Origin of the sequence: Enterovirga sp., assembly GCF_035325185.1 — a bacterium.
GTDB lineage: Bacteria > Pseudomonadota > Alphaproteobacteria > Rhizobiales > Beijerinckiaceae > Enterovirga.
This window is the reverse complement of sequence record NZ_DAOLAJ010000026.1, coordinates 18,084-41,909: the sequence shown is the minus strand read 5'-3', so window position 1 is coordinate 41,909 and position 23,826 is coordinate 18,084. Positions and strand designations below refer to the sequence as shown.

Here is a 23,826-nt window from a genome sequence, read left to right as displayed (position 1 = left end):
GATCTTCGGCTATCTCGGCATGGCCTATGCGATGGTGGCGATCGGCGTCGTCGGCTTCGTCGTGTGGGCGCACCATATGTATACGGTCGGGCTCTCGCTCCAGACGCAGGCCTATTTCGTCTTCGCGACCATGGTCATCGCGGTGCCGACGGGCGTGAAGATCTTCTCCTGGATCGCGACCATGTGGGGCGGCTCGATCCGCTTCAGCGCCGCGATGCACTGGGCGATCGGCTTCATCTTCCTCTTCACCGTCGGCGGCGTGACGGGCGTCGTCCTGGCCAATGCCGGCGTCGACCGCTACATGCACGACACCTATTACGTCGTGGCGCATTTCCACTACGTGCTGTCGCTCGGCGCCGTCTTCATGATCTTCGGCGGCGTCTATTACTGGTTCCCCAAGATGACGGGCCGGATCATCCCGGAATCGATCGGCATCCTCCATTTCTGGATCGCCTTCATCGGCGCCAACGTCCTCTTCTTCCCGATGCACTTCCTCGGGCTCGCGGGCATGCCGCGGCGCTATGCCGATTACCCGGATGCCTTCGCGGGCTGGAACCGGGTCGCCTCCATCGGCTCCTACATCTTCGCGATCGGCATCCTCGTCTTCATCTACGGCGTCTGGAAAGCCTTCCAGAACAAGGAGCAGGCCGCGGACAGCCCGTGGGGCGAGGGAGCGACGACGCTGGAATGGACCCTGTCCTCCCCGCCCCCCTTCCATCAATACGAGACGCTGCCGGTCATCGCCGACACGGAGCACCACTGACACCCTGACGGGGCGGCGTCGCAGCCGCCCCGCCTCACGCGGCCGTGACGCGCCGCCCTGGACAAGACGCGCAAGATGCCTTCCGCCGCAGAGATCATTGCTGGAGACAGGGCCGGTTCCGCGCTGGCCCGGAGGAGCGCGAGCCTCTCGTCCTCTGGCGAGGTCCGCGACTATATCGAGCTGCTGAAGCCGCGGGTGATGTTCCTCGTGGTGTTCACGGCGCTCGTCGGCATGGTCGTGGGGCCCTCGGACACCCATCCCATCGTCGCCGCCGCCTCTCTCCTCATGATCGCGGTCGGGGCCGGCGCCTCGGGCTGCCTCAACATGTGGTGGGATGCCGATATCGACGCCGTCATGTCGCGTACCCGCACGCGCCCCATTCCGGCGGGCAAGGTGACGCGGGAGGAGGCCCTCGCCTTCGGCCTGTTCCTCTCCTGCGCCTCGGTGATCGTGCTCGGCGTGATCGCCAACTGGCTTGCCTCGGCGCTCCTGGCCTTCACCATCTTCTTCTATGTCGTGGTCTATTCGATGGGCCTGAAGCGCTGGACGGCCCAGAACATCGTCATTGGCGGGGCGGCGGGCGCCCTCCCCCCCGTCGTCGGCCAGGCGGCCGTCACCGGGACGGTCCATCTCGATTCGCTCGTGCTCTTCGCCATCATCTTCATGTGGACGCCGCCCCATTTCTGGGCGCTGGCGCTGGTGAAGGCGGGCGATTACGGCCGGGCGGGCATTCCGATGCTGCCCAACGTCGCAGGCCCCGATGCGACGCGCCGGCAGATCCTCGCCTATACGCTGATCCTTGCGCCACTCGGACTCCTGCCGACCTGGCTCGGCTTCGGCGCCCTCGCCTATACGCTCGTCGCGGTTCTCGGCGGGGCGGGGATGATCGCTCTCGCGCTCAAGGTCTTCCTGCGCCGCGAGGGCAAGGCCGCCGACCGGGCCGCCATGGAGCTTTTCGGCTTCTCGATCCTCTACCTCTTCCTCCTCTTCGCCGCGCTTCTCGCAGAGCATGGGCTCGGCCTGTCGAGGAGCATTCCGGGCTTCGAGGCGTGATGGCCGCGAACGACGACAGGCCCGGACCCGCCTCCGAGGAGGCCCGCCGCCGCCGCGCACGCTCGATCGCGATCGCGCTTTCCCTCGGCTTCATGGTGCTTCTCTTCTATGCGGTCACGATCGCCAAGCTCGGGCCGCAGGTCCTGAACCGGCCGCTGTGACCATGAATGCTCCGCCCACCCATATCGGCAATGCGCGCGCCCGGCGTGCGACGCTGATCGGCTGCGCCGGCTTCGCGGTCCTCATGCTGGGCGCGGCCTATGCGGCCGTGCCGCTCTACGGCATGTTTTGCCGGCTCACCGGCTTCGACGGCACCCCGATCATCCGCTCGACAGGCGCGAGCGAGGTGCTCGACCGGACGGTCGACGTCCGGTTCGACACCAACGTCGCCCCCGGCCTGTCCTGGAGCTTCAAGGCGGAGACGCCGGAGATCCGGGTGCGGATCGGCGAGACGCAGACCTTGTTCTTCCGCGTGAAGAACGAGGGGTCGCGCGCCGCGACGGGCGTCGCCACCTACAACGTCCAGCCCGACCAGGCCGGCGCCTTCTTCGTGAAGATGAAGTGCTTCTGCTTCGACGAGCAGACGCTCCAGCCGGGCGAGACGATGGATTTTCCGGTGGTCTTCTATGTCGACCCGGAGATCGCGAAGGACAAGACGCTGGCCGGGCTGAGCGCGATCACCTTGTCCTACACCTATTTCGCGTCCCGGAAGGGCCAGCCGGCCATCACGGGCAGCACGAAGACGAGCTTGTGACGGGGTCGCGGCGGGCTTGAAAAAGCGCCGGGCACAGCCGGGACGGGATGACAAGGGCTCCCTCGGGAGCTTAATCGGGGACGAGATGCGGGCGGGGCACGAGCGCCGCCGGCGGAGAGTGGCGATGGCAGATTCGAGCGACGTCAAGCACGACTATCACCTGGTCGATCCGAGCCCCTGGCCGCTGATCGGCGCTACGGCCGCCTTCATCATGGCGATCGGCCTCGTCATGACGATGAAGGATCTGGGGCCCGGCACCTTCAAGCTCGGTCCCTACGTGTTCGGCCTCGGACTGCTCGGCATCCTCTACACGATGATCTCGTGGTGGACCGACGTGACCTACGAGGCGGGGCCCGGGGGCCATCACACCCGCGTCGTCCAGCTCCATCACCGCTACGGCATGATGATGTTCATCGCCTCCGAGGTGATGTTCTTCGTCGCCTGGTTCTGGGCCTATTTCGACGTCGCCCTCTTCCCGACCGAGCCCCACCAGTTCATGCGGGCCGAGAAGCTCGGCGGCTGGCCGCCCCACGGCATCCAGACCTTCGACCCCTGGCACCTGCCGCTGCTCAACACGCTGATCCTGCTCACCTCCGGCACGACGGTCACCTGGGCGCATCATGCGCTGCTGGAAGGCGACCGGGAGGGCGTGAAGCAGGGGCTCTGGCTCACGGTCATCCTCGGCCTGCTGTTCACGCTCTGCCAAGCCTACGAGTACAGCCACGCGGCCTTCGGCTTCTCCGGCCACATCTACGGCGCCACCTTCTTCATGGCGACGGGCTTCCACGGCTTCCACGTCATCATCGGCACGATCTTCCTCGCCGTCTGCCTGCTGCGGGTCTATTGGGGCCACTTCACGCCGCAGCAGCATCTCGGCTTCGAGTTCGCCGCCTGGTACTGGCACTTCGTCGACGTCGTCTGGCTGTTCCTCTTCGCCTCCATCTACGTGTGGGGAGCGGGGACTCCTGCGGCGCACTGACGCCGCGCCATCCGGCACGGGAGGGCGGCTTCGGCCGCCCTTTCGCGTTACGGAGGCCCGAAGGATCGCGAATTGAACTACGACCGCTCCCCTCCCCCCGCCCTCCCGACGGGCCTCGCCTGCCGCTGTCCGCGCTGCGGGCGGGGCCGGCTCTTCGGCGGCTTCCTGACGCTGCGCCCCTCCTGCGAGGTCTGCGGACTCGATTTCGCCTTCGCCGATTCGGGCGACGGGCCAGCCTTCTTCGTCATGAGCCTCGTCGGCTTCGTGGTCGTGCTCTGCGCGATGATCGTGGAATTCTCCTACGAGCCGCCGCTCTGGCTTCACGCCCTCCTGTGGATTCCGCTGACCCTGGGGCTCAGCCTCATCCTGGTGCGGCCGGCCAAGGGCCTGCTCATCGCGCTCCAATACCGGCATAAGGCCGAACAGGGGCGCCTCAAGCGTTGAGCGCATCCCTTCCGCGGCCGGGTGCGTTGCGCTCCCTGGCCGCGCCATTTCTCGCGACCCTCGCCGCCCTCGCGATCCTGCTGTCGCTCGGCGTCTGGCAGCTCGAGCGCAAGGCGTGGAAGGAAGACCTGCTGCGCCAGATCGAGGCCCGCGCCCATGGCGAGCCGGGCGAGGTCGCGGCCGAGCGCGACTGGCCGGGCTGGCGCGCGGCCGAGGACGAGTTCCGCCGCGTGCATCTCGAAGGCGATTTCCAGGCTGACCGGCTGATCGCGCTGAACGGCCTTGCCGAGCTGCGCCCGCGCCAGGCGACGCAGGGCTTCTATCTCTTCGTGCCGCTGAAGCGCGCGGACGGCTCGCTCGTGATGATCAACCGCGGCTTCGTGCCGGCGCCATTGCGGGACGCGACCGTGGCCGCCCTCCGCGCGGCCCCGGCGAGAGCGAGCGTCACCGGCCTCGTGCGCGCGCCCGAGACGCGCGGCTGGTTCATGCCGGAGAACATCCCCGCAAGCGAGCATTGGTGGGTCCGCAACCTCGACGACATGGCGCGGGCACGCGGCCTCGAGCGGCTCGCGCCCTTCTATGTCGATGCCGATTCGACGCCCAATCCCGACGGATGGCCGCGCGGCGGCCAGACGCGGCTCGCCCTGCGCAACGACCACCTGCAATATGCCCTCACGTGGTTCGGACTCGCGGCGGCACTCGTCGTGGTTTTCGCCGTCTTCGCAAGGAGCCGGCTCAGCCGGCGATCTTGAGCCCGACGATCCCGGCCAGGATCAGGCCGATGCAGGCGAGGCGCGCGAGCGTCGCAGGATCGCCGAAGAGGGCGATGCCGAGGATCGCCGTGCCGACCGTCCCGATCCCCGTCCAAACCGCATAGCCCGTTCCCACGGGCAGGGTCCTCAGCGCGACGCCGAGAAGCACGACGCTCGCGGCCATGGAAACCAGCGTCAGGATCGTCGGGAGGGGGCGGGTGAAACCCTCGGTATATTTGAGGCCGATCGCCCAGCCGACCTCGAACAGGCCGGCGATGAAAAGAATGAGCCAAGTCACCCGCACAGGGGTAGTGCGCGTGCCGGGCCGGGGCAAGCGCATCGCATATGGCGTTGACAGCCCGCAGGGGATCCCTCTCCCCGCTGGCAGGGAGAAGTCGGAGGGGATCCGCAACGCATTTTCTTCTCGCGGGCCGGGTCCACCCCGCCCGAAAATCCGTTAGGACGGCCCCATGCTGCACGTCTCGACCCGCGGGGAGGCGCCCGCCCTCCCCTTCACCGACGCCCTGATGACGGGCCTCGCCAGCGATGGCGGCCTCTACTGGCCCGAGAGCTTCCCGGCCCTCGCCCCAGCCGAGATCGCGGCCTTTGCCGGCCGTCCCTATGCGGAGGTCGCCGAGGACGTGCTGACGCGGCTCTCGGGCGGCGAGTTCGAACCCGGCGCCCTGCGCCGCATGACGCGCGAAGCCTATGCGGGCTTCCGCCACCCGGCCACCTGCCCCCTCGTGCAGCTCGGCGACAACCTCTTCGTGCTGGAACTCTTCCACGGCCCGACCCTCGCCTTCAAGGACGTGGCGATGCAGCTGCTCGGCCGCCTCATGGACCATGTCCTGGAGGCGCGCGGCCAGAGGGCGACCATCGTCGGGGCGACCTCGGGCGATACCGGCAGCGCCGCCGTCGCGGCCTTCGAGGGCTCGCGGCGGGCGGACGTCTTCATCCTCTATCCGCACGGGCGCGTCTCGGAGGTCCAGCGCCGGCAGATGACGACGGTCGCCGCGCCCAACGTCCGCGCCCTCGCCGTCGAGGGCTCGTTCGACGATTGCCAGGCGATCGTGAAGGCGCTGTTCGGGCGCGAGGATTTCCGCACCGAGATGCGCCTGTCCGGCGTCAACTCGATCAACTGGGCGCGCGTCGCCGCCCAGGCGGTCTATTACGTCACCTCCGCCGTCGTTCTCGGCTCGCCGCACCGCAAGGTATCGTTCAGCGTGCCCACGGGCAATTTCGGCGACGTCCTCGCCGGCTGGGTCGCCAAGCGCATGGGCCTGCCCGTCGCCGGCCTCACCATCGCGACCAATGCCAACGACATCCTGGTCCGCGCCCTCGCCGGAGGCCGCTACGAGGTCACGGGCGTCGTGCCGACGACCTCGCCCTCGATGGACATCCAGGTCTCGTCCAATTTCGAGCGGCTTCTCTTCGAGGCCGGAGGACGCGACCCCGCCCCGGTGCGCGCCGCCATGGGCTCGCTCAGGCAATCGGGCGCCTTCGCCATCGATGCCGGAACGCTGGCGAGAATCAGAAGCGAGTTCGACGCGCAGGCGGTGGACGAGGCAGGCGTTGCCGCCGAGATCGGCCGGACCTCGCGCGAGGCGGGCTATCTGCTCGACCCCCACACCGCCATCGCTGTCGCCGCGGCCCGCTCCCGTCTCGCCAGCGAGCCCGGCACCCCGGTCATTGCGCTCTCGACGGCCCATCCCGCGAAGTTCCCCGACGCGGTCGAGGCCGCCTCGGGGATCCGCCCGGCCCTGCCGCCTCATCTCGCCGATCTGCTCGATCGCGAAGAGCGGCTCACCGTCCTGCCGAACGATGTCGAGGCCGTGGCGGCGCATCTGCGGCGCGAGGCCCGCGCCGTGCGGGAACGGGCGGCGTGACGGACGGGTCCGTGCCGGAGGCCGACGGCATCCGCATCTCGAAGCTGGAAAACGGCGTCACGGTCGCGACCGAGACCTTGCCGGACGTGCGCACGGCGACGGTGGGCATCTGGGTCGCGGCCGGCTCGCGCCACGAGCGGCCCGACGAGCACGGCCTCTCGCATCTCCTCGAACACATGGCCTTCAAGGGCACGACGCGGCGCAGCGCACGCCGCATCGCGGAGGACATCGAGAATGTCGGCGGCGAGATCAACGCGGCGACCTCGACGGAATTCACGCATTACTCGGCGCGCGTCCTCGCCGAGGATGTGGGCCTTGCGATCGACGTGCTCGGCGACATCCTGACCGAGTCGGTCTTCGACCGGGCGGAGCTGCGCCGCGAGATCAACGTGATCCTCCAGGAATATGCCTCGGTCGAGGATTCGCCCGACGACCTCGTCAACGACGCCTTCATGGAGCACGCCTTCGCGGGCCAGGCGATCGGCCGTCCCATCCTCGGGCGGCCGGACACCATCCGGCACTTCGACGCCGACCGCATCCGGGCCTTCATCGCGCGCGAATACACGCCGGGCCGCATGGTGCTGGCCGCGGCCGGGGCGGTGGAGCACGAGCGAATCGTCGCCGCGGCCGAGGCCGCGCTCGGCCATCTGCCGGCGCGCGAGGCGCCCGCCTGCCAGCCCGGCGCCTATACGGGCGGCGAGGAGCGGCTGAAGCGACGGCTGGAACAGGCCAATGTCGTGATCGGCCTTCCGGGCCTCTCCTTCCGCGATCCGGCCTATTTCCCCATCCACATGTTCGCCCATGCGCTCGGCGGAGGGCTGACCTCGCGTCTCTGGCACGAGGTGCGCGAGACGCGCGGCCTCGCCTATGCCATCGACGCCTTCCACTGGCCCTTCGCCGATTGCGGCCTCTTCGGCATCGGCGCGGGCACCGCGGCCGAAGACCTCGCGGAGGTCGTCGAGGTCTCGATCGCGACCGCCCGGGCCACGGCGGAAACCCTCGCCGGGGAGGAGCTGGCCCGCGCCAAGGCCGCCCTGAAGGTCTCCCTTCTCGCCGCCCTCGAGACGCCCGGCGGGCGGATCGAGCGCGCCGCCCGCCAGCTTCTCGCCTGGGGGCGCATCATTCCGGCCGCCGAGACGATCGCCGATGTCGACGCGGTCACGGTCGAGGAGGTCCGGGCCGCCGGACGGCGGGCCCTCGCCGGGCCGGTCACGCTCGCCGCCATCGGTCCCATCCGCTCGCTCCCGCCGATCGGACAGATCGCCGCCGGGCTTCGCGCCTGAGGCGACCTCATTCGGCCGCAAAGCTTATCCAATCCACGATTCCGCCCGCGGCTCGCGCGCGTCCACCCCTCTTCTCCTTGCCGGTAGGCTCCGCGCCCGATACGGAGCATGAAGCCGGCTGACAGGACCCGGACCCCTTCCAACCTTGCCTTTCGTTCGCGCCCTTCTCGTCCTCATCGCCGCGCTGGCCGGCCTCGCGGCGCTGCCGCGGGCGGCTTTCGCCCTCGACGCCGTGCGCGTCACCCCGCGCAGCACCGCCATCGATCTCACCAGCAAGATCGAGCGCTACGAATCGACCGGCGACACGATCCAGATCTCGATCGCCCCGGGCCGGGACGGCATCGTCCGGCGCATCGCGGTCAAGGCCCGCGAGGGGAGCACCAGCCAGGGCTGGATCGCCTTCGCGCTGACCAATTCCTCCGACGAGCAGATCGAGCGGCTGCTCGTCGTGCCCCATTTCCGCCTCGTGGGCTCGGGCGTCATCTGGCCCGATCTCGGCTCGACCCGGATCGCGGCCATCACGGCGAGCGAGGGCATCCGGCCCGAGCGGGAACCCTCGCCCGATGCCGACGTCTTCCAGATCACGCTCGATCCCGGCACGACGGTCACCTATGTCGCGGAGCTGGCCGCGCCGGAGGTGGGGCAGGTCACGCTCTGGGAGGCGGACGCCTACCGGCGCAAGCTGAACGGACTGACCCTCTACAAGGGCATCATCATCGGCATCGCGGGGCTCCTCGCCCTGTTCCTCACCATCGTCTTCGTGGTGAAGGGAGCCCTGATCTTTCCGGCGGCGGCGGCGCTCGCCTGGGCGGTCCTCGCCTATGCCTGCATCGATTTCGGCTTCTTCCAGCGCATCTTCCTCATCTCCGACCAGGTCGAGCGCATCTACCGCTCCTGCGCGGAGGCGGTGCTGGCCGCGACGCTCCTCGTCTTCCTCTTCGCCTATCTGCATCTCAACCGCTGGCATATCCGCTACGGCACGGTGAGCCTGATCTGGCTCCTGTTCCTCGGCGCCCTCGCGGGCTTCGCGGTCATCGACCCGCCGACGGCGGCCGGCGTCTCGCGCATCTCGATCGGCGTGCTCGCCGTGGTGGGCCTCGCCCTCGTGCTGAACCTCGCCCTGCGCGGCTTCGACCGGGCGATCATGCTGATCCCGACCTGGCTCCTGCTCTGCGCCTGGGTCCTCGCCGCCGCACTCACGGTCCTCGGCACCATCGACAGCGACCTCGCCCAGCCGGCGCTGATCGGCGGGCTCGTGCTCATCGTCATGCTGATCGGCTTCACCGTGATGCAGCACGCCTTCTCGGGCGGGACGATCGCGGGGCCCCATTCGGGCGATGCGGAGCGGCGCGCCCTCGCCCTTGCCGGCTCCGGCGACATGGTCTTCGACTGGGACGTGCCCGGCGACAAGGTCTTCGTCTCGCCGGAGGTGGAGCACATCCTGGGCCTCAAGCGCGGCACCCTCGGCGGGGCGGCGCTCGACTGGCTGGACGCCGTCCATCCCCAGGACCGCGACCAGTACCGCACGGCCATGGATGCAGTGATCGAAAGCCGGCGCGGGCGGCTGCGGCGCGATTTCCGCCTGCAATCGAGCGCGGGGCCCTATCACTGGTTTCGGCTGAAGGCGCGCCCCGTCATCGGCACGGACGGGGAAGTGATCCGCATCATCGGCACCCTCGCCGACGTCACCGACGCCAAGACGGCGGAGGAGCGGCTTCTCCAGGACGCCGTGCACGACAACCTGACGGGCCTGCCGAACCGGCGCCTCTTCCTGGACCGCCTCGACGCCTCGATCGCGCTCGGCGCCGAGGACGACGAATGGCGCCCGACCGTCCTCGTCGCAAATATCGACCGCTTCAAGCATGTGAACGATTCGGTCGGCCATTCGGCCGGCGATTCGATCCTTCTCACCCTGTCGCGCCGGCTGGGACGCCTCCTCCGCCCGCAGGATACGCTCGCCCGCCTTTCCGGCGACGTCTTCGCCGTGCTGCTCCTGTCGGAGCAGGACGACAAGGGCATCGACGTGCTCGCCGAACAGCTCCGCCAAGCGGTGGCCAACCCCGTCACCTATGCGGAGCGCGAGATCTTCCTCACCGCCTCGCTCGGCATCGCCCGCCACGATCCGCGCGCGCCGATCAAGCCGGAGGATCTGCTGCGGCGGGCGGAAATCGCCGTCGCCCACGGCAAGCGCCTCGGCGGCGACCAGGTGGAGCGCTACGACGCGGCCATGCGCCAGACCACGCGCGGCGACCGGCTCGGGCTCGAAAGCGACCTGCGCCGCGCCCTCGACCGCGGGGAGATGCGCGTCGCCTTCCAGCCGATCGTCCGGCTCGAGGACCGCACCATTGCCGGCTTCGAGGCCCTGCTGCGCTGGGACCATCCGCGCTTCGGCGCGATCGGGCCCCAGACCTTCATCCCGCTGGCGGAGGAGACCGGGCTGATCGTCGATCTCGGCCTTTTCGCCCTCGACACCACCGCGCGGGAACTCGCCGTCTGGCAGGCGGCCCTCGACGTCGACCCGCCGATCTTCGCTTCGGTCAACGTCTCGAGCCGCCAATTGCTCAAGCACGACCTCCTGCACGACCTGAAATCCATCATGTCCCGCTCGCCGATCGCGCCCGGCTCGCTCAAGCTCGAACTGACCGAGAGCCTCGTGATGGAGAACCCGGAATATGCGGCGCAGCTCCTGACCCGCATCCGGGAGCTGGGGGCGGGGCTCTCGCTCGACGATTTCGGGACCGGCTATTCGGCCCTGTCCTATCTCCAGCGCTTCCCCTTCGACACGCTCAAGATCGACCAGTCCTTCGTGCGCGAGCTGTCGCAGGGCCGCCCCGTGATCCTGCGCTCGATCGTGCGGCTCGCCCAGGAACTGGGCCTCCAGATCGTGGCCGAAGGCGCCGAGAGCGAGAGCGAGGCGATCGAGCTGTTCCACCTCGGCTGCGACTATGCCCAGGGCTTCGTCTTCGGCGAGGCCATGAGCCTCGCCCAGGCGCGCGACCTCGTCGGCGCGGGCCGCGCCGACGCGGCATGACGTCAAGCGTCGTCTCGAAAGGGGTGAAGCGCGCGCCCTTGTCATCCCCTCCGCTTCGCTTCGGCCGGGGATGACAAGCGGGGAGCGAAGTCAAGCCGGGAAGGCGTGCCCTGGTGCTCCTCGCCTGCCGCGGCCCCTCAGGCGTGCCCGGCCTCGCTCGACAGCATGGCGAGGTCGATGCCGATCTTGCGCAGGGCGAGATCGTATTTGGCATCGAGCCCCGTGCCGAAGATCAGGGTGGGATCGGCAGGGCAGTTGAGCCAGCCATTGGCCTGGATCTCGCTTTCGAGCTGGCCGGGCGACCAGCCGGCATAGCCGAGCGCGAGCACCGCACTCGACGGGCCCCGGCCATGGGCGATCGCCCGCAGGATGTCGATCGTCGCCGTCAGGCAGATGCCGTCGTCGATCGGCAAGGTCGAATCGTCGATGAAGAAATCCGGCGTATGCAGGACGAAGCCGCGGCTGGTTTCGACCGGCCCTCCCATCAGCACGTTCATGTCCTCGACGCTGCTGGGCAGGCGGATCCCCTCCCCCTCCTGGATAATGCCGAGCTGGACCAGGAGATCGGGAAAGCTCAGATCGGCGGCACGCCGGTTGATCACGATCCCCATCGCGCCTTCCGCCGAATGGGCGCACAGATAGATCACGGTGCGCTGGAAGCGCTCGTCCAGCATGCCGGGCATCGCCACCAGCATCTGGCCGTCGAGATAGCCGCTGCCGCGCGGGGTGGAGGAGCCGGCAGGGCGGGAAGCGTGCGTGCGCATGCCGTCATGCTACGCGCGGGAGCAGCCTTGTCCACCCGGCATGACGCAGCCCGCCCCTTCCCGCTCGACTGCGGCGCGAGGCCGCGCTAAGCCGCCTCCAGTCAGAGAGGACCCTCGTTCATGGCGATCAAGGCAGGCGACACGCTCCCGCAGGCGACCTTCCGGGTGATGACCCCGGACGGACCCGCGGCCAAGACCACGGAGGATCTGTTCAAGGGCCGCAAGGTCGTGCTGGTGGCGGTCCCGGGCGCCTTCACGCCGACCTGCGACCGCAACCACCTGCCGGGCTATATCCAGCATGCGGACGACATCAAGGCGGCCGGCATCGACGCGATCCTGGTCACTTCGACCAATGACGTCTTCGTGCAGAAAGCCTGGAGCGCCGCGTCCGGCGCCGACGGCAAGGTCGAGATGCTCTCGGACGGCAACGGCGACTTCGCCAGGGCGATCGGCCTCTCCTTCGACGGCTCGGGCTTCGGCCTCGGCATCCGCTCGCAGCGCTATGCCATGGTCGTCGATGACGGCGTCGTGCGCTCGATCGCGGTCGAGGACGCGCCGGGCAAGGCCGACGTCTCCAGCGCCGAGTCGCTGCTCAAGTCGCTCGGCGGGGAGTAGCGTTTTCCGGTCGGCCCGCCGTGCGCATCTCCTCGATCGCGCGGCGGGCCAGGCCGTCGACGCGGTTGTTGCGCACGTCGTCGGCATGGCCCTTGACCCAGTGCCAGTTCACCCGATGGCGCTCGCGCGCCGCATCGAGCCGCTTCCACAGATCCTCGTTCTTGACCGGCTTGTTGCCGGCCGTCCGCCATCCTTTCCGCTTCCAGCCGGAAATCCAGGCAGTGATGCCGTTGCGGACATATTGGGAATCGGTGTGCAGATCGACGATGCAGGGGCGCTTCAGCGCCTCGAGCGCCGAGATCGCGGCCATCAGCTCCATGCGGTTGTTGGTGGTGAGCGGCTCCGCGCCCGTCAGTTCCTTCTCCCGCTCCCCGAAGAGGAGCAGCGCGCCCCAGCCTCCCGGGCCCGGATTTCCCGAGCAGGCGCCGTCCGTATAGATCGTGACGCCCTCGCTCATGCGCGCACCCAGCCGTAATCGGCGGCGCCGCGGACGCGCCTGTGGAAGGCGAGCTTGCGATCGTATTCCAGCGGATCCTTGGGGCGGACGAGGGCGCCGGGCGGCACGTTCAGCCAGTCGACGAGGCGCGTCAGCATGAAGCGCAGGGCCGAGCCGCGCCCGAGGATCGGCAAGGCCGCGACCTCCGCCTCCTCCAGCGGCCGCACGCTCTGATAGCCGGCGATCATCGCGGTGCCCTTCGTGACGTTGAAGGAGGCATCAGGCTCGAAGCACCAGGCGTTGAGGCAGATCGCCAGGTCGTAGGCGAAGGCATCCTGGCAGGCGAAATAGAAATCGATCAGCCCCGACAGCTCCCCGCCGATGAAGAAGACATTGTCGGTGAAGAGATCGGCATGGATGATTCCCGAGGGGAGGCCGCGCGGCCAGACTTTCTCGAGATGGTCCAGCTCGGCCCGGATGCGGTCGCCGAGGCCGGGCGAGACGCTGTCGGCCTCGCCTTCGGCCCGCGCGAAAAGCGGCCGCCAGCCGGGCAGGGAGAGCGCGTTCGGCCGCTCCAGCGGGAAGCCGCGCCCCGCCTCGTGCAGCCGCGCCAGGGCCGCGCCGACGGCCCGGCAATGCTGCGCCGTCGGCTTGCGAATCGCGAGTCCCTCGAGAAACGTCACGATGACCGCCGGGCGGCCGGCAAGGCGCCCGAGGGCCCTGCCCTGCCTGTCCGATACGGGAACGGGGCAGTTCAACCCGCCATGGGCGAGATGGTCCATGAGGCCGAGGAAGAAGGGAAGGTCCTCCTCCCGCACCCGCTTCTCATAGAGCGTCAGGATGAAGGGGCCGCTCGTCGTGCGCAGAAAGAAGTTCGAATTCTCGACCCCCTCGGCGATGCCCTTGAAGGAGAGCACGTCGCCGAGCGCGTAGCCGCCGAGAAACGCTCGCAATTCCTCGTCCGAGACATCGGTGTAGACGGCCATCAGCGTGTCGGGGGTGCGAGCATCATGCCGCGCATCTGCGAAAGCACGCCTGCGCTGTCAAGAAGCCCGGCGCCTTCGCCCGCCGCCGGGGGCCGGGGCGGTCGAGTCCCCCTCGATCGAAGGGAAAAGCAAAACGACTTGGGAAGAACTTCGAGCTTAAGGTGCCGCATGCGCCTTCAGCCTCTGAAGACGCTGAACCCGGATTTTCCATGTTCAGGCGATGGCTTCAGGATGAGCGAGGGGCGACCGCGCTCGAATATGCGCTCGTCGCCATGGTCTTCGCGGTCACCGCGATCACGGCAGGAAAGCTTCTCGGCACGGTGACGAAAGCCCGCTGGGAAGGCGTGAGCGAAGCCGTCTCGCAGGTGATGGGCTTCTAGAGCGCGACGCGGCGTGAGGACGAGCTGGACGAATCCCCTCCGGCTCAGTTCTTGCGTCCCGCGCCCCAGACATTGTCGAGGATGGACTGGAAGGCCGCCACGTGCTGAGCCTGCATCTCGCGGCCGGTCTCGAACATTTGCGACATCGCCTCGAACGGATTCGGCTCCTCGCCCGCATTCTGCTGAGGGGCGGGACGCTCCTCCTGCGAGGGATCTCCCGACCCCTCGGCGTATTGCGGCGCCGGGGCGGCATCGTCCCGCCGGGCGAAATCGGGCCTGGGCGCGCGCGGAGCCTCCGGCGTGAAGACGGGCGTCCTGCGCGGCGCGGGAGCCGCCGGCGCGCGGGCAGGAGCCGGGGCGGGGAGCCCCGTCATCGCGCCGACCAGCGAGACCCAGGCGTCGAGGACATTGGCGGGATCGGGGAGCGAGATCGTCTTCTTCGGCGGCGGAGGGAGCGGCTCCGACCGCAGGCCGATCATCTGCCCCGCCGCCCTCTGCCAGGCCGACCAGGGATCCTGAGGCTTGGGCGGGTCGAGCTGCTCGCTCGCCATCTTCAGCGCGTCGCCCCACTGGCGCAGAAGCTCCGCGAATCCCTCGACCGTGGCGTAGCGGAACATGCCGCCGATGATCGTCGCGGCGAGAATCGGCATCGCCTGCTGCATCGCCTGCACGCCGATGCCGGTGAGGGCCGCCGCCTGCGCCGCGACCTGCTTCGTCGCCTCGGGCGAGCGGAACAGCTGCTCGACGATCGCCATGCCGCTCCTGACGGCGTCCGCGCGGCCGGGATTGTCGAAGAAGGAGGCATAGACTCCCGACGTGACCGCCTTCGTGAATTCCGCGAAGGCGACCGGATTCTGGACGAGGCGCTGGAATGCCAGCGTGAATGCGGGCAACAGAGCCTCGACGGCCCTCGCCGTGGAGGCAGGGTCCAGGCCGAGCTGCCTCGACATGGCGTCGAGCCCGCCACCCTGTCCCGCCTCGCGCGCGATATCAGCCAGATTGACCATGGATCCTTCCCTGGATCCCGGTCTAACACGTTCCTGCCTTGAGGATAGGCTGAAACCCGCCCGGAAGGTGAACTATTTGCGACGCTTGGCGGCCTTGCGGGCAGCATAGCGCGCATCGCGCGCCGCCTTCTGGGCGGCTTCCAGGGCCATCTGCCGCTCGACCCGCTCCAGTTCCTCGCGCTCCTTGCGCTCGCGCTCGGACTTCTCGAAAGCCAGCCTCTCGGCTTCCTTGCGGGCCTCCTCCTCGCGCCGCAGGCGCTCGCGCTCGGCTTGACGCTCCTCGCGCGCTCGCGCGACCGCCTCGCGCTCGGCCCGCCGCGCCTGCACCGCGGGGTCGTTCGGCCCCGGGCGCGACCGAAAGCGCTCGAGCATTGCCTGCTTCGCGGCCATCGAGGTCGAGGCACGCTCCGTGAACTTATGGTCCTTCAGCAAAACCTGCTCCCTGTAAGGGGGCCGCCATGAAGGATCGCGCGGCCCGCCGAGACCCGCCCGGCCGAACGAGGCATGCGCCGGGCGGCGACACATCGTCCATCCGATGAAGCGGGGATCGATCCGAGACCGTCGGAGACCGAAGCCCGCCGACGCCGATTGGATCAGCCCGTCATGTGCGCCGAATCGCGCGAAAATTCAAGAAGCTATCGGGGCGCAGGCGTCCCGATGTCAGTGCATAACAGCCTCTGGATCGTGACAGCCCTTCGCTGAGTCGCCGTCACGATCCAGCTTGTTGTCCGACCACGATCTTTTCGAACCGGAGGTCCGCGTCAGCGAAAAACCGGCAACCGCTTTTTCGGATCGTGCTCTAGAACCGCGCCTCGGCAAAGACCGGATCGACGGAGCGGCCCCATTCGCCCTCATACCGCGCGAGCCAGATCTCGGCGGATGTCGCCCCCTCCGCCACGATCGCGTCCAGCGGGTCGAGATAGGCGGTCTCGTCGCGCCCCGAGGCGTCCGGCCGCGCCCGGCGCGCGAGCCCAGCCCGGGCCAGCGCCAGGACGTCGCGAGCGACATCCCGCAGGCTGCGCCCCTCGATCCGCGCCTTCAGCCCGAGCCGCGGAACCTCGTCCCTCAGCCCCTGCCGCATGGCGGCCGACCAGCCCGCGATCAGGGCCAGGGCGCCGTCCAGCGCCCCGCGGTCGTAGAGGAGCCCGGCCCAGAGGGCGCTCTGGGCCGCGATCATGGCCGCGGGGCCGACATCGGAGCCGCGCATCTCGAGGAAGCGCTTGAGGCGCACCTCGGGAAAGATGGTCGAGAGGTGGTTGGCCCAGTCCGAGATCGTCGCGCGCTCGCCCGGCAAGCCGGGCAGCCGGCCCTCCAGAAGGTCCCGGAAGGACTGTCCGGTGACATCGTGATAGGTGTCGCCGCGCTTGACGAAATACATCGGCACGTCGAGCGCGTAGTCGACATAGGCCTCGTAGCCCATGCCGTCCTCGAAGGCGAAGGGCATCATGCCGGTCCGCCCGGCATCGGTGTCGCGCCAGATCTCCGAGCGCATCGAAAGAAAGCCGTTGGGCTTGCCGTCCGTGAAGGGGGAATTGGCGAAGAGCGCCGCCGCGACCGGCTGAAGGGCGAGCGAGGCGCGCAGCTTCGCCACCATGTCGGCCTCGGAGGAGAAGTCGAGATTGGTCTGGACGGTCGCCGTCCGGAACATCATGTCGAGCCCGAGGCTTCCGACCTTCGGCATGTAGCCCGCCATGATGGCGTAGCGTCCCTTGGGCATGACCGGGGTCTCGGCCAGGCTCCATTTCGGACTCATGCCGAGCGTCAGGAAGCCGATGCCGAGCGGGGCGGCCACCCCTCCCAGGGCGCGCAGGTGACGGTCCAGCTCGGAGGCGGTCCCGTGCACGCTCTCGAGGGGCGCGCCGGACAGCTCGAACTGGCCGCCCGGCTCCAGCGAGACGGCTCCGCCTCCCTCGGGATCCGAAAGGCCGATCGGCCGGCCGGCCTCGAGGATCGGCTCCCAGCCCTCCGCGGCGCCCAATCCCTCCAGCAGAGCACGGATTCCGCGCTCGCCCTCGTAGGGGACGGGACTGTTGTCGGCGAGATAGAAGGGGATCTTCTCGTGCTCGGTCCCGAGCCGCCAGGACGCCTGCGGCTTCTCGCCGGCCGCGATCCAGGCGACCATCTCGTCGCGCGACGAGATCGGTGCCGCGTCGGTGACGTCACGCGCCATGCATACCTCGGAGAAGCGGGCGGATCCCGCGCCGCAGGAGGCGGGCGGCCCTCCCGGAAGGGACGGCTATAGGACGCGCGCCGCGACACTGCAACGCACCGGCCCCCGCCTCAGCGCCAATCGCCCAGGACCGCCTGGATCAGCGCCAGGGCCGCCACCGCCGCCGTGTCCGCGCGCAGGATGCGCGGCCCGAGCGACAGGCGGCAGATGGCGGGACGGGCGAGAATCGCCTCGCGCTCGGCCGGATCGAAGCCTCCTTCGGGACCGATGAGGAGTGCGACCTCCCCATTTCTCGCGGCGCCGAGGACCCGGACCGGATCGGCGACCGGGGCGTCCTCGTCGCAGAAGACGAGGAGCCGCCCGGGCGGGAGCGCCGCGAGCGCCACGTCGAGCCGCGCCTCGGGCGCGATCTCCGGGACGGCCAGGATCCCGCATTGCTCGGCCGCCTCGATCGCGTTGGCCCGCATGCGCTCGAGATTGACGCGGGTCGCGACGGTGCGCCGCGTCAGGACGGGCCGCAGGGCGCCCGCGCCCATCTCGACCGCCTTCTGCACCACGTAGTCGAGCCGGGCGTGCTTGAGGGGCGCGAAGAGCAGAGCGGGGCCGTCCGCCCGCGGCTGAGGCCGCGTCCGCGCGAGGAGCCGAAGCTCGCCCCCGCGCCGCCCCGACGGCGCCAGGGCGGCCCGCCATTCGCCGTCCCGCCCGTTGAAGACGAGGATCTCCTCGCCCTCCCGCAGGCGCAGCACGGAGATCAGGTAATGCGCCGCCTCCCGCGCCAGGGCGATCACGGCGCCTTCCGCCAGGTCGTCCCCGACGAAAAGGCGCGCGGCCCCGAAATCGTAACCCGCCACGCGTAAATCTCCATCGGCGCAAAAGCCGCCACAATTTCGTGATTTCTCAGGTCCGCGAGCAACGGCTGAAAGGCGGGCGCCACGCTTGGCGCATCGTCTTGTGCCGGTCGATCACCAAGAAACCCTCGCCGGGGGGCGAGGCCAAGGGGCTTCTTTCATGTCGCCGAATTCGCGCCTGCCATCGCTGCTGACGGGGATTGCCGCCGTCGCCCTGCTCGCCCTGGCCACGGGCGAGGCTTTCGCGCAATCCGCGAGCTGCGGCGCCATCCAGGGCCAGCTCGAGCAGCGCAAGGCGATCGCCCAGGGACTCCAGGCCGGCGGCAAGAAGAAGCTGGACGCCAAGACGGCCTGCGCCGGCTTCGGCCGCCTGGTCGCCAACGGCGCCTCGATCATCAAATGGGCCGAAGCCAACAAGGACTGGTGCCAGGTCCCCGACAGCTTCATCGAGGGCATGAAGGCCGACCACGCCAAGGCGCAGGAAATCCGGGCCAAGGCGTGCAACGTGGCCGCCAAGGTCCTGCAGATGGAGAAGCAGGCCAAGAGCGGCAACGGCGGGGGCCTGCTCGGCGGCGGCGGCCTGACCGGGCCGACCACCCTGCCCCAGGGCGCGCTTTAGAATCCCCCTTAGCGAGCCCGCCCCGCCGCGATCTCGGTCTCGCGATGGATGCGCGGGCGGCGCGGCAGCGAGGTGGCCCGGCGCTTGGTCAGGAAGCGGGGCCGGCGCCCCGACAGGATCTTCAGGCGGCGGCGCTCGCAACGCTCCCCGACCAGCAGGCGGCCGAGTTGCGGATAGGGCTGCTGCAACAGGCCGTCCGCGCCGCGCAGCAGGAGAGGCAGCCCCGAAGCCGCCGCCATCCGGCGCCAGATCGCGACGACCTCCTCGTCCGCGTAGGGGCCGAGCACGAGCGGCGGCTCCTCCCCGGCGCAGGCGACCTCCACGACGAACTCCCCGTCGACGAAATCCAGCGCCAGCCCGATGGGCGCCGCGGCTCCCGCGAGCCCGCTCCCCGGACGGAGAATCGGCAGCGCCGCGAGCGAGGCGGGCTCCAGCCGCCCACCTTCGAAATCCTCGCCGCAATCGTTCATGAGATGCCTCGTCCTGACGTGGCGGCCGTTCGAACGCAGCCGCTCTCCATGTCCCCCAGAATGTCCCGCGAGAGCGGCAAACCGCTTAACCACCAGCGTTAAGGCTCTGTGACGCCTCTGCTTTCCGGCGCGATCATCAACAGAAGCTTGCGGCGATCGCTCGGATTCGCTTGCGAGGCCGCATCCTCTCCCCTACTGCTCGGCGGCCTCATGACCTTCGCCGGCGACCCTTCCCGTCACATCCTGCCTCTCGTCCGCGACATCGCGGAGGAGGCCGGGCGCCTCGCGATGCGCTATTTCCAGTCCGGCCTCGCCACCTCCGCCCGCATCTGGTCCAAGGCGGGCGGATCGCCCGTCACCGAGGCGGATGTCGAGGTCGACACCTTCCTCAAGATCCGCCTGAGCGCGATGCTGCCGGAAGCGGGCTGGCTGTCGGAGGAGACCGCGGACAATCCCCGCCGGCTCGGGCGCGGCTTCGTCTGGATCGTCGATCCGATCGACGGCACGCGCGCCTTCCTGGCCGGCAATCCCGACTGGTCCATCGCGATCGGGCTCCTGGTCGACGGCGAGCCGGCGCTCGGCGTCCTGCACGCCCCCGCCCACGAGACTCTCTACGAGGCGATGCGCGGCGGCGGCGCCTTCCGCAACGGCCATGCGATCTCCGTCTCCGGCGCGCGCGACCTTTCCCGCGCGAGCGTCGCGGGCCCCGGCCTCCTGGTCGACCGCCTCGCGCGCCGTCATCCGGATATCCACCGCGCGCCGCGCATTCCCTCCCTGGCGCTCCGCATCGCGCGGGTCGCGGAGGGGTCGGTCGATCTCGGCCTCATCTCCGCCAATGCGCGGGACTGGGACATCGCCGCGGCGGACATCATCCTCCAGGAGGCGGGCGGGACGCTGGTCGATGCGCGAAGCGGCGTCCCCGCCTATAACCGGCCCGAGCCCGTCCATGGCGAGCTTCTCGCCGTGCCGCGGGAGTTGCAAGCCGACCTGATCGGCGCCATCACGGCGCCGTAGCTTGGTTTCATTCGCAGGAGGAACATCCGATGGCTGATACAGCGGCGGACGGGAGCAAGCAGCTCCTTCATCTCGTCTTCGGAGGCGAGCTGACGGATCTGGCGGGAACCGAGTTCCGGGATCTGTCCAAGGTCGATGTCGTCGGCGTCTACCCGAATTACGCGACGGCCCATGCCGCCTGGAAGGCGAAGGCGCAGGGAAGCGTCGACAACGCCCATATGCGCTATTTCATCGTCCACATGCACCGGCTGCTCGATCCGGGGGCCTGAGCGAGGCCGATGGGCTGGCTGAAGGAACTGGGGCGGCGGCCGGGCGTCCAGCGCGCAGCCGGGATCGCGCTGGCCCGCTACCTTCGGCTCGTGCGGCGCACGAACCGCTTCGTCGTCGAGCCGGCCGATGCGCAGGAGCGCTTCGCGCGGGTCGGCCCCGCCATCGCCGCGATGTGGCACGGCCAGCATTTCATGGTTCCCTTTCTCCATCACAAGGACATGCCGGCCGCCAGCCTCGTCTCGCGCTCGCGGGACGGTGAATTGAACGCCATCGCCCTCGAAAGCCTCGGCATCCGGGCGATCCGGGGCTCCGGCGCGCGGGGGCGCGACCCGCGCGCGAAGGGCGGCGCCGAGGCGCTCAGGGCCATGCTGAAGGCGCTCGAAGGAGGGGAGAACGTCGTCCTGACGGCGGATATCCCCAAGATCGCGCGCCGGGCCGGCGAGGGCATCGTCACGCTCGCGCGGCTGTCGGGGCGGCCCATCGTCCCCGTCGCGGTGGTGACGAGTTCCCGCCTCTCCTTCAACAGCTGGGACCGCGCCTCCATGGGCCTGCCCTTCGGACGCGGCGCGATGGTGGTGGGAGAGCCGATCTTCGTGTCCCGCAAGGCCGATCCCGCCGGGCAGGAAGCCGCGCGCCGCGAGGTGGAAATCGGGCTGGACCATGTCCATGCCCGCGCCTTCGCCCTTGTCGGCCGCGCCGATCCCGGCGCCGGCCTGCGCCGGGAGGACGGGGCCTGCGCCGCCGGGCGGCCCGCGTGACATCTCCGCTTCCGAAGACGATCACGGCCTACCGGGCCTGCGCGACGATCGCCTCCCCCCTCGCTCCCGCCTTCCTCCGCTGGCGCGCCGGGCGGGGGAAGGAAGATCCCGAGCGGCTGCCGGAGCGGTTCGGCCATCCCGGCCGCGAGCGACCGCGCGGCGAGATCGTCTGGGTCCATGGCGCCTCCGTCGGCGAGACCCAGGCGCTCCTGCCGCTCGTGGAGGCCCTGGTCCGGCGCGAGGTGAGCGTCCTCGTCACCTCCGGCACCCGCACCTCGGCCCGGCTCCTCGAGACGCGCCTGCCGCCCGGCGCCCTGCATCAATATGTGCCCCTCGACGTGCCGCATTTCCTGCGCCGGTTTCTCGCCCATTGGCGGCCGATTCTTGCGATCTTCGCCGAATCGGAGATCTGGCCCGGCATCCTGACGGAACTCGAGCGGCATGCCATTCCGCTCGCCCTCGTGAACGGCCGGCTCTCGCCCCGCTCCTTCGCGGGCTGGCAGCGCGCCCCGCAGACTGCCCGCGCCCTCTTCTCGCGCTTCGCCCTGTGCCTCGCCCAGACCGAGGGCGACGCATCCCGCCTCCACGCCCTCGGCGCGCCGGTGGCAGGCGTCGCCGGGAACCTCAAATTCGACGTGCCTCCCCTCCCCGCCGACCCGGGAGCGGTCGAGGCGCTGTCGAGCCGCCTCGCGGCGCGCCCCATCTGGATGGCGGCCAGCACCCATCCGGGAGAGGAGGAGACCATCATCGCCGCGCATCTCGCCCTGCGGGCGCAGCGGCCCGGCCTCCTCACCCTCCTCGCCCCGCGCCACCCCGAGCGGGGCGAGGAGATCGCCTCCTACGCCTTCTCGGCCGGCCTCGGCGTGACGCGCCGCTCCCGCGGCGAGGCCGCGGAGGCCGCCGCCGACATTCATCTCGTCGATACGATCGGCGATCTCGGCCTGTTCTACCGCGTGGCTCCTCTCGTCCTCATGGGCGGCTCGCTCGTGCCCCATGGCGGGCAGAATCCGATCGAGCCCGCGCGGCTCGGCGCCGCGGTGCTGCACGGCCCGGAGGTGACGAATTTCGCCGACATCTACGCCGCCCTCGACCGGGCGGGCGGCGCCCTGGAAGTCACGCCGGCCGGCCTCGTCGAGGCGGTGTCGGAGCTTCTTCGCCAGCCGGGCCGGATGCGGGAAATGGCGAAGGCGGGCGCGGCGACGATCGCGGGGCTGGGCGGCGCGCTCGCCGCGACGCTCGAAGCCCTCGCGCCCTATCTGCCGGAGCGGGACGCGGCGTGAAGGCGCCGGCCTTCTGGTGGCGCGAGCCGGGCCTCGCGGCCGCGGCTCTCGCGCCGGCAGCCGCGATCTGGGGCATGGCCGCCGCGCGGCGCATGGCGAAGAGCGGAGAGAGCGCCCCGGTCCCGATCCTGTGCGTCGGCAACGTCACGGTCGGCGGATCGGGCAAGACGCCGACCTGCCTGAAGCTCGCCGCGCTGCTGCGGCGGGAGGGCTTCCGGCCCGCCTTCCTCACGCGGGGCTATGGCGGCTCGCTCGCAGGGCCCATCCGGGTCGACCCCCTGCGTCACGGCAGCGGGGAGGTCGGAGACGAGGCGCTGCTCCTCGCCCGCGCCGCGCCGACCATCGTCGCGCGCGAGCGCCCCGCCGGGGCCGCGCTCGCCGCCGCGCTGGGCGCCGACCTCGTCGTGATGGATGACGGGCTGCAAAACCCGTCCCTGTGCAAGGATCTCGCCATTGCCGTCTTCGACGGCGCCGTGGGGATCGGCAACGGCCGGGTGCTTCCCGCCGGCCCGCTGCGCGCCCCGCTCGATGCGCAATGGCCGCGGATCGACGCCGTCCTCGTCATCGGGCCGGGCGAGCCCGGCGAGCGGATCGCCGCGGAGGCGCGCTCCCGCCGCCTTCCGGTCCTGCGGGCCGGCCTCGCCCCCGCCCGCGACGCCGCCCTCGCGGGACATCGCATCCTCGCCTTTGCGGGAATCGGGAGGCCGGAAAAGTTCTTCGCGACCTGCCGGGCGCTCGGCCTCGACGTCGCGGCCGAGCGAAGCTTTCCCGACCACCATCCCTACCGGGCGGACGAAGTGAAAGCCCTTCTGGACGAGGCGGACAGGTCCGGCCTCCTTCCGCTCACGACCGAGAAGGATGCGGTTCGGCTCGCAACGCTCGGGGAGGCCGAGCCCCGCCTGTCGCGCGTGCGGACGCTGCCGGTCGAGGTCGCCTTCGAGGACGAGGAGGCGGTGGCGGCGCTCCTGCGGGAGCGGCTCTCCGTGCCGTCATTCCGGCACGGGCCGCAGGCCCGAGCCCCATGAACGCGGCGCGCGGCGACCCTCACCCGTCCGCAGGCAGCGGGCGCCCGAGGCGGATCAGCACCTCGCGCGGCGAGGCATAGGCTTCCTGCCGCTCGACGCTCCAGTATTTCAATTCGTCGAATGGAATCTCGACGCCCGACACGGCGCAGCGGACATAGCGCCCGGGCCGCACCACGCGGATATTCGCATCGCGATATTCGATGACGGCCTCGCCGCCGGCATGTCTGTTCATCGCCTGT

28 protein-coding genes are annotated in these 23,826 nt (G+C 70.0%); 18 read left to right on the top strand and 10 right to left on the bottom strand.

Annotated features, from left to right (window positions below):
* From PKD06_RS07570 to PKD06_RS07540, 7 genes are all read left to right on the top strand, one after another.
* On the top strand, positions 1–763 hold a 763-nt coding region (locus PKD06_RS07570; protein ID WP_324379196.1), incomplete at its 5' end, for a cbb3-type cytochrome c oxidase subunit I.
* Between the two features lie 75 nt (positions 764–838).
* Positions 839–1,816, top strand: a complete 978-nt coding sequence (locus PKD06_RS07565; protein ID WP_324379194.1) for a heme o synthase — start codon at positions 839–841, stop codon at positions 1,814–1,816.
* Entirely contained in the window at positions 1,816–1,977 is a 162-nt protein-coding gene (locus tag PKD06_RS07560; RefSeq protein WP_324379192.1) for a hypothetical protein, read from the top strand. The genes PKD06_RS07565 and PKD06_RS07560 overlap by 1 nt, the downstream gene beginning before the upstream one ends.
* A 2-nt stretch (positions 1,978–1,979) precedes the next feature.
* On the top strand, positions 1,980–2,570 hold the full coding sequence (locus tag PKD06_RS07555; protein ID WP_324379190.1) for a cytochrome c oxidase assembly protein: 591 nt from the start codon (positions 1,980–1,982) through the stop codon (positions 2,568–2,570).
* A gap of 124 nt (positions 2,571–2,694) precedes the next feature.
* On the top strand, positions 2,695–3,549 hold the full coding sequence (locus PKD06_RS07550) for a cytochrome c oxidase subunit 3 (RefSeq protein ID WP_324379188.1): 855 nt from the start codon (positions 2,695–2,697) through the stop codon (positions 3,547–3,549).
* A gap of 72 nt (positions 3,550–3,621) precedes the next feature.
* Positions 3,622–3,993 (top strand): DUF983 domain-containing protein, encoded by a 372-nt coding sequence (locus PKD06_RS07545; protein ID WP_324379186.1) that lies wholly within the window; start codon positions 3,622–3,624, stop codon positions 3,991–3,993.
* Positions 3,990–4,745 (top strand): SURF1 family cytochrome oxidase biogenesis protein, encoded by a 756-nt coding sequence (locus PKD06_RS07540; RefSeq protein ID WP_324379184.1) that lies wholly within the window; start codon positions 3,990–3,992, stop codon positions 4,743–4,745. The genes PKD06_RS07545 and PKD06_RS07540 overlap by 4 nt, the downstream gene beginning before the upstream one ends.
* On the opposite strand, the gene sugE is transcribed toward PKD06_RS07540, so the two are convergent.
* Positions 4,729–5,043, bottom strand: coding sequence for a quaternary ammonium compound efflux SMR transporter SugE (gene sugE / locus PKD06_RS07535; protein WP_324379182.1), 315 nt, complete (start codon positions 5,041–5,043; stop codon positions 4,729–4,731). The two genes, PKD06_RS07540 and sugE, sit on opposite strands and share 17 nt — an antisense overlap.
* Before the next feature lie 172 nt (positions 5,044–5,215).
* On the opposite strand from sugE, the gene thrC reads away from it, so the two are divergent.
* The 3 genes from thrC to PKD06_RS07520 all read left to right on the top strand — a co-directional run bounded on the left by thrC (position 5,216) and on the right by PKD06_RS07520 (position 10,945).
* Positions 5,216–6,631 carry a threonine synthase gene (gene thrC / locus PKD06_RS07530; protein WP_324379180.1) on the top strand — a complete coding sequence of 472 codons (1,416 nt, stop codon included), beginning with the start codon at positions 5,216–5,218 and terminating at the stop codon, positions 6,629–6,631.
* The gene (locus PKD06_RS07525) at positions 6,628–7,914 is read left to right on the top strand and encodes a pitrilysin family protein (RefSeq protein WP_324379179.1); all 1,287 of its coding nucleotides are present in this window, start codon (positions 6,628–6,630) and stop codon (positions 7,912–7,914) included. The genes thrC and PKD06_RS07525 overlap by 4 nt, the downstream gene beginning before the upstream one ends.
* Before the next feature lie 184 nt (positions 7,915–8,098).
* Positions 8,099–10,945, top strand: coding sequence for an EAL domain-containing protein (locus PKD06_RS07520; RefSeq protein WP_324379200.1), 2,847 nt, complete (start codon positions 8,099–8,101; stop codon positions 10,943–10,945).
* Positions 10,946–11,082: 137 nt separating this feature from the next.
* Here PKD06_RS07520 and PKD06_RS07515 read toward each other — a convergent pair whose 3' ends face one another.
* Positions 11,083–11,709, bottom strand: coding sequence for a YqgE/AlgH family protein (locus PKD06_RS07515; RefSeq protein WP_324379177.1), 627 nt, complete (start codon positions 11,707–11,709; stop codon positions 11,083–11,085).
* A 120-nt stretch (positions 11,710–11,829) separates the two neighbouring features.
* Between PKD06_RS07515 and PKD06_RS07510 the strand changes: the two genes are divergently transcribed.
* On the top strand, positions 11,830–12,324 hold the full coding sequence (locus tag PKD06_RS07510) for a peroxiredoxin (protein WP_324379175.1): 495 nt from the start codon (positions 11,830–11,832) through the stop codon (positions 12,322–12,324).
* Here the strand turns inward: PKD06_RS07510 and rnhA are convergent.
* Positions 12,302–12,781 (bottom strand): ribonuclease HI, encoded by a 480-nt coding sequence (gene rnhA / locus PKD06_RS07505; RefSeq protein ID WP_324379174.1) that lies wholly within the window; start codon positions 12,779–12,781, stop codon positions 12,302–12,304. The genes PKD06_RS07510 and rnhA overlap by 23 nt on opposite strands.
* Positions 12,778–13,746: a homoserine kinase gene (gene thrB / locus PKD06_RS07500; protein WP_324379171.1), complete on the bottom strand. Its 969-nt coding sequence runs from the start codon at positions 13,744–13,746 to the stop codon at positions 12,778–12,780. The genes rnhA and thrB overlap by 4 nt, the downstream gene beginning before the upstream one ends.
* Positions 13,747–13,955: 209 nt before the next feature.
* On the opposite strand from thrB, the gene PKD06_RS07495 reads away from it, so the two are divergent.
* Positions 13,956–14,126: a Flp family type IVb pilin gene (locus PKD06_RS07495; protein ID WP_324379169.1), complete on the top strand. Its 171-nt coding sequence runs from the start codon at positions 13,956–13,958 to the stop codon at positions 14,124–14,126.
* Positions 14,127–14,170: 44 nt separating this feature from the next.
* Here the strand turns inward: PKD06_RS07495 and PKD06_RS07490 are convergent, their stop codons facing one another.
* The 4 genes from PKD06_RS07490 to PKD06_RS07475 all read right to left on the bottom strand — a co-directional run bounded on the left by PKD06_RS07490 (position 14,171) and on the right by PKD06_RS07475 (position 18,154).
* Positions 14,171–15,133: a DUF937 domain-containing protein gene (locus PKD06_RS07490; protein ID WP_324379167.1), complete on the bottom strand. Its 963-nt coding sequence runs from the start codon at positions 15,131–15,133 to the stop codon at positions 14,171–14,173.
* A gap of 72 nt (positions 15,134–15,205) precedes the next feature.
* On the bottom strand, positions 15,206–15,523 hold the full coding sequence (locus tag PKD06_RS07485; RefSeq protein ID WP_324379198.1) for a DUF6481 family protein: 318 nt from the start codon (positions 15,521–15,523) through the stop codon (positions 15,206–15,208).
* Between the two features lie 409 nt (positions 15,524–15,932).
* Positions 15,933–17,303 (bottom strand): glutamate--cysteine ligase, encoded by a 1,371-nt coding sequence (locus PKD06_RS07480; protein WP_324379165.1) that lies wholly within the window; start codon positions 17,301–17,303, stop codon positions 15,933–15,935.
* Positions 17,304–17,413: 110 nt separating this feature from the next.
* On the bottom strand, positions 17,414–18,154 hold the full coding sequence (locus PKD06_RS07475; protein ID WP_324379163.1) for a 16S rRNA (uracil(1498)-N(3))-methyltransferase: 741 nt from the start codon (positions 18,152–18,154) through the stop codon (positions 17,414–17,416).
* Between the two features lie 157 nt (positions 18,155–18,311).
* Here PKD06_RS07475 and PKD06_RS07470 point away from each other — a divergent pair, with 157 nt between their 5' ends.
* Positions 18,312–18,770, top strand: a complete 459-nt coding sequence (locus tag PKD06_RS07470) for a hypothetical protein (RefSeq protein WP_324379161.1) — start codon at positions 18,312–18,314, stop codon at positions 18,768–18,770.
* An 8-nt stretch (positions 18,771–18,778) separates the two neighbouring features.
* Here PKD06_RS07470 and PKD06_RS07465 read toward each other — a convergent pair whose 3' ends face one another.
* Entirely contained in the window at positions 18,779–19,240 is a 462-nt protein-coding gene (locus PKD06_RS07465) for a DUF6101 family protein (RefSeq protein ID WP_324379159.1), read from the bottom strand.
* 210 nt (positions 19,241–19,450) lie between these two features.
* Between PKD06_RS07465 and PKD06_RS07460 the strand changes: the two genes are divergently transcribed.
* From PKD06_RS07460 to lpxK, 5 genes are read left to right on the top strand one after another with little or no spacing between them, the layout of a single operon-like run.
* Positions 19,451–20,254 (top strand): 3'(2'),5'-bisphosphate nucleotidase CysQ, encoded by an 804-nt coding sequence (locus PKD06_RS07460; RefSeq protein WP_324379157.1) that lies wholly within the window; start codon positions 19,451–19,453, stop codon positions 20,252–20,254.
* 29 nt (positions 20,255–20,283) lie between these two features.
* Positions 20,284–20,523 (top strand): DUF4170 domain-containing protein, encoded by a 240-nt coding sequence (locus PKD06_RS07455; protein ID WP_324379155.1) that lies wholly within the window; start codon positions 20,284–20,286, stop codon positions 20,521–20,523.
* Between the two features lie 9 nt (positions 20,524–20,532).
* Entirely contained in the window at positions 20,533–21,282 is a 750-nt protein-coding gene (locus PKD06_RS07450; protein ID WP_324379153.1) for a lysophospholipid acyltransferase family protein, read from the top strand.
* Positions 21,279–22,562, top strand: a complete 1,284-nt coding sequence (locus PKD06_RS07445) for a 3-deoxy-D-manno-octulosonic acid transferase (protein ID WP_324379151.1) — start codon at positions 21,279–21,281, stop codon at positions 22,560–22,562. Before PKD06_RS07450 ends, PKD06_RS07445 begins: the two co-directional genes overlap by 4 nt.
* Positions 22,559–23,587, top strand: coding sequence for a tetraacyldisaccharide 4'-kinase (gene lpxK / locus PKD06_RS07440; protein WP_324379149.1), 1,029 nt, complete (start codon positions 22,559–22,561; stop codon positions 23,585–23,587). Before PKD06_RS07445 ends, lpxK begins: the two co-directional genes overlap by 4 nt.
* Positions 23,588–23,606: 19 nt before the next feature.
* Here lpxK and PKD06_RS07435 read toward each other — a convergent pair whose 3' ends face one another.
* Positions 23,607–23,819, bottom strand: a complete 213-nt coding sequence (locus PKD06_RS07435; RefSeq protein WP_324379147.1) for a DUF2093 domain-containing protein — start codon at positions 23,817–23,819, stop codon at positions 23,607–23,609.
* Positions 23,820–23,826: the final 7 nt, after the last annotated feature.

Coding starts and splice junctions, on each gene's coding strand:
- PKD06_RS07565 (WP_324379194.1), top strand. CDS start 839: ATGCCTTCCGCCGCAGAGATCATTGCTGGAGACAGGGCCGGTTCCGCG.
- PKD06_RS07560 (WP_324379192.1), top strand. CDS start 1,816: ATGGCCGCGAACGACGACAGGCCCGGACCCGCCTCCGAGGAGGCCCGC.
- PKD06_RS07555 (WP_324379190.1), top strand. CDS start 1,980: ATGAATGCTCCGCCCACCCATATCGGCAATGCGCGCGCCCGGCGTGCG.
- PKD06_RS07550 (WP_324379188.1), top strand. CDS start 2,695: ATGGCAGATTCGAGCGACGTCAAGCACGACTATCACCTGGTCGATCCG.
- thrC (WP_324379180.1), top strand. CDS start 5,216: ATGCTGCACGTCTCGACCCGCGGGGAGGCGCCCGCCCTCCCCTTCACC.
- PKD06_RS07515 (WP_324379177.1), bottom strand. CDS start 11,709: ATGCGCACGCACGCTTCCCGCCCTGCCGGCTCCTCCACCCCGCGCGGC.
- PKD06_RS07510 (WP_324379175.1), top strand. CDS start 11,830: ATGGCGATCAAGGCAGGCGACACGCTCCCGCAGGCGACCTTCCGGGTG.
- rnhA (WP_324379174.1), bottom strand. CDS start 12,781: ATGAGCGAGGGCGTCACGATCTATACGGACGGCGCCTGCTCGGGAAAT.
- thrB (WP_324379171.1), bottom strand. CDS start 13,746: ATGGCCGTCTACACCGATGTCTCGGACGAGGAATTGCGAGCGTTTCTC.
- PKD06_RS07495 (WP_324379169.1), top strand. CDS start 13,956: ATGTTCAGGCGATGGCTTCAGGATGAGCGAGGGGCGACCGCGCTCGAA.
- PKD06_RS07490 (WP_324379167.1), bottom strand. CDS start 15,133: ATGGTCAATCTGGCTGATATCGCGCGCGAGGCGGGACAGGGTGGCGGG.
- PKD06_RS07485 (WP_324379198.1), bottom strand. CDS start 15,523: ATGGCCGCGAAGCAGGCAATGCTCGAGCGCTTTCGGTCGCGCCCGGGG.
- PKD06_RS07480 (WP_324379165.1), bottom strand. CDS start 17,303: ATGGCGCGTGACGTCACCGACGCGGCACCGATCTCGTCGCGCGACGAG.
- PKD06_RS07470 (WP_324379161.1), top strand. CDS start 18,312: ATGTCGCCGAATTCGCGCCTGCCATCGCTGCTGACGGGGATTGCCGCC.
- PKD06_RS07465 (WP_324379159.1), bottom strand. CDS start 19,240: ATGAACGATTGCGGCGAGGATTTCGAAGGTGGGCGGCTGGAGCCCGCC.
- PKD06_RS07460 (WP_324379157.1), top strand. CDS start 19,451: ATGACCTTCGCCGGCGACCCTTCCCGTCACATCCTGCCTCTCGTCCGC.
- PKD06_RS07455 (WP_324379155.1), top strand. CDS start 20,284: ATGGCTGATACAGCGGCGGACGGGAGCAAGCAGCTCCTTCATCTCGTC.
- PKD06_RS07450 (WP_324379153.1), top strand. CDS start 20,533: ATGGGCTGGCTGAAGGAACTGGGGCGGCGGCCGGGCGTCCAGCGCGCA.
- PKD06_RS07435 (WP_324379147.1), bottom strand. CDS start 23,819: ATGAACAGACATGCCGGCGGCGAGGCCGTCATCGAATATCGCGATGCG.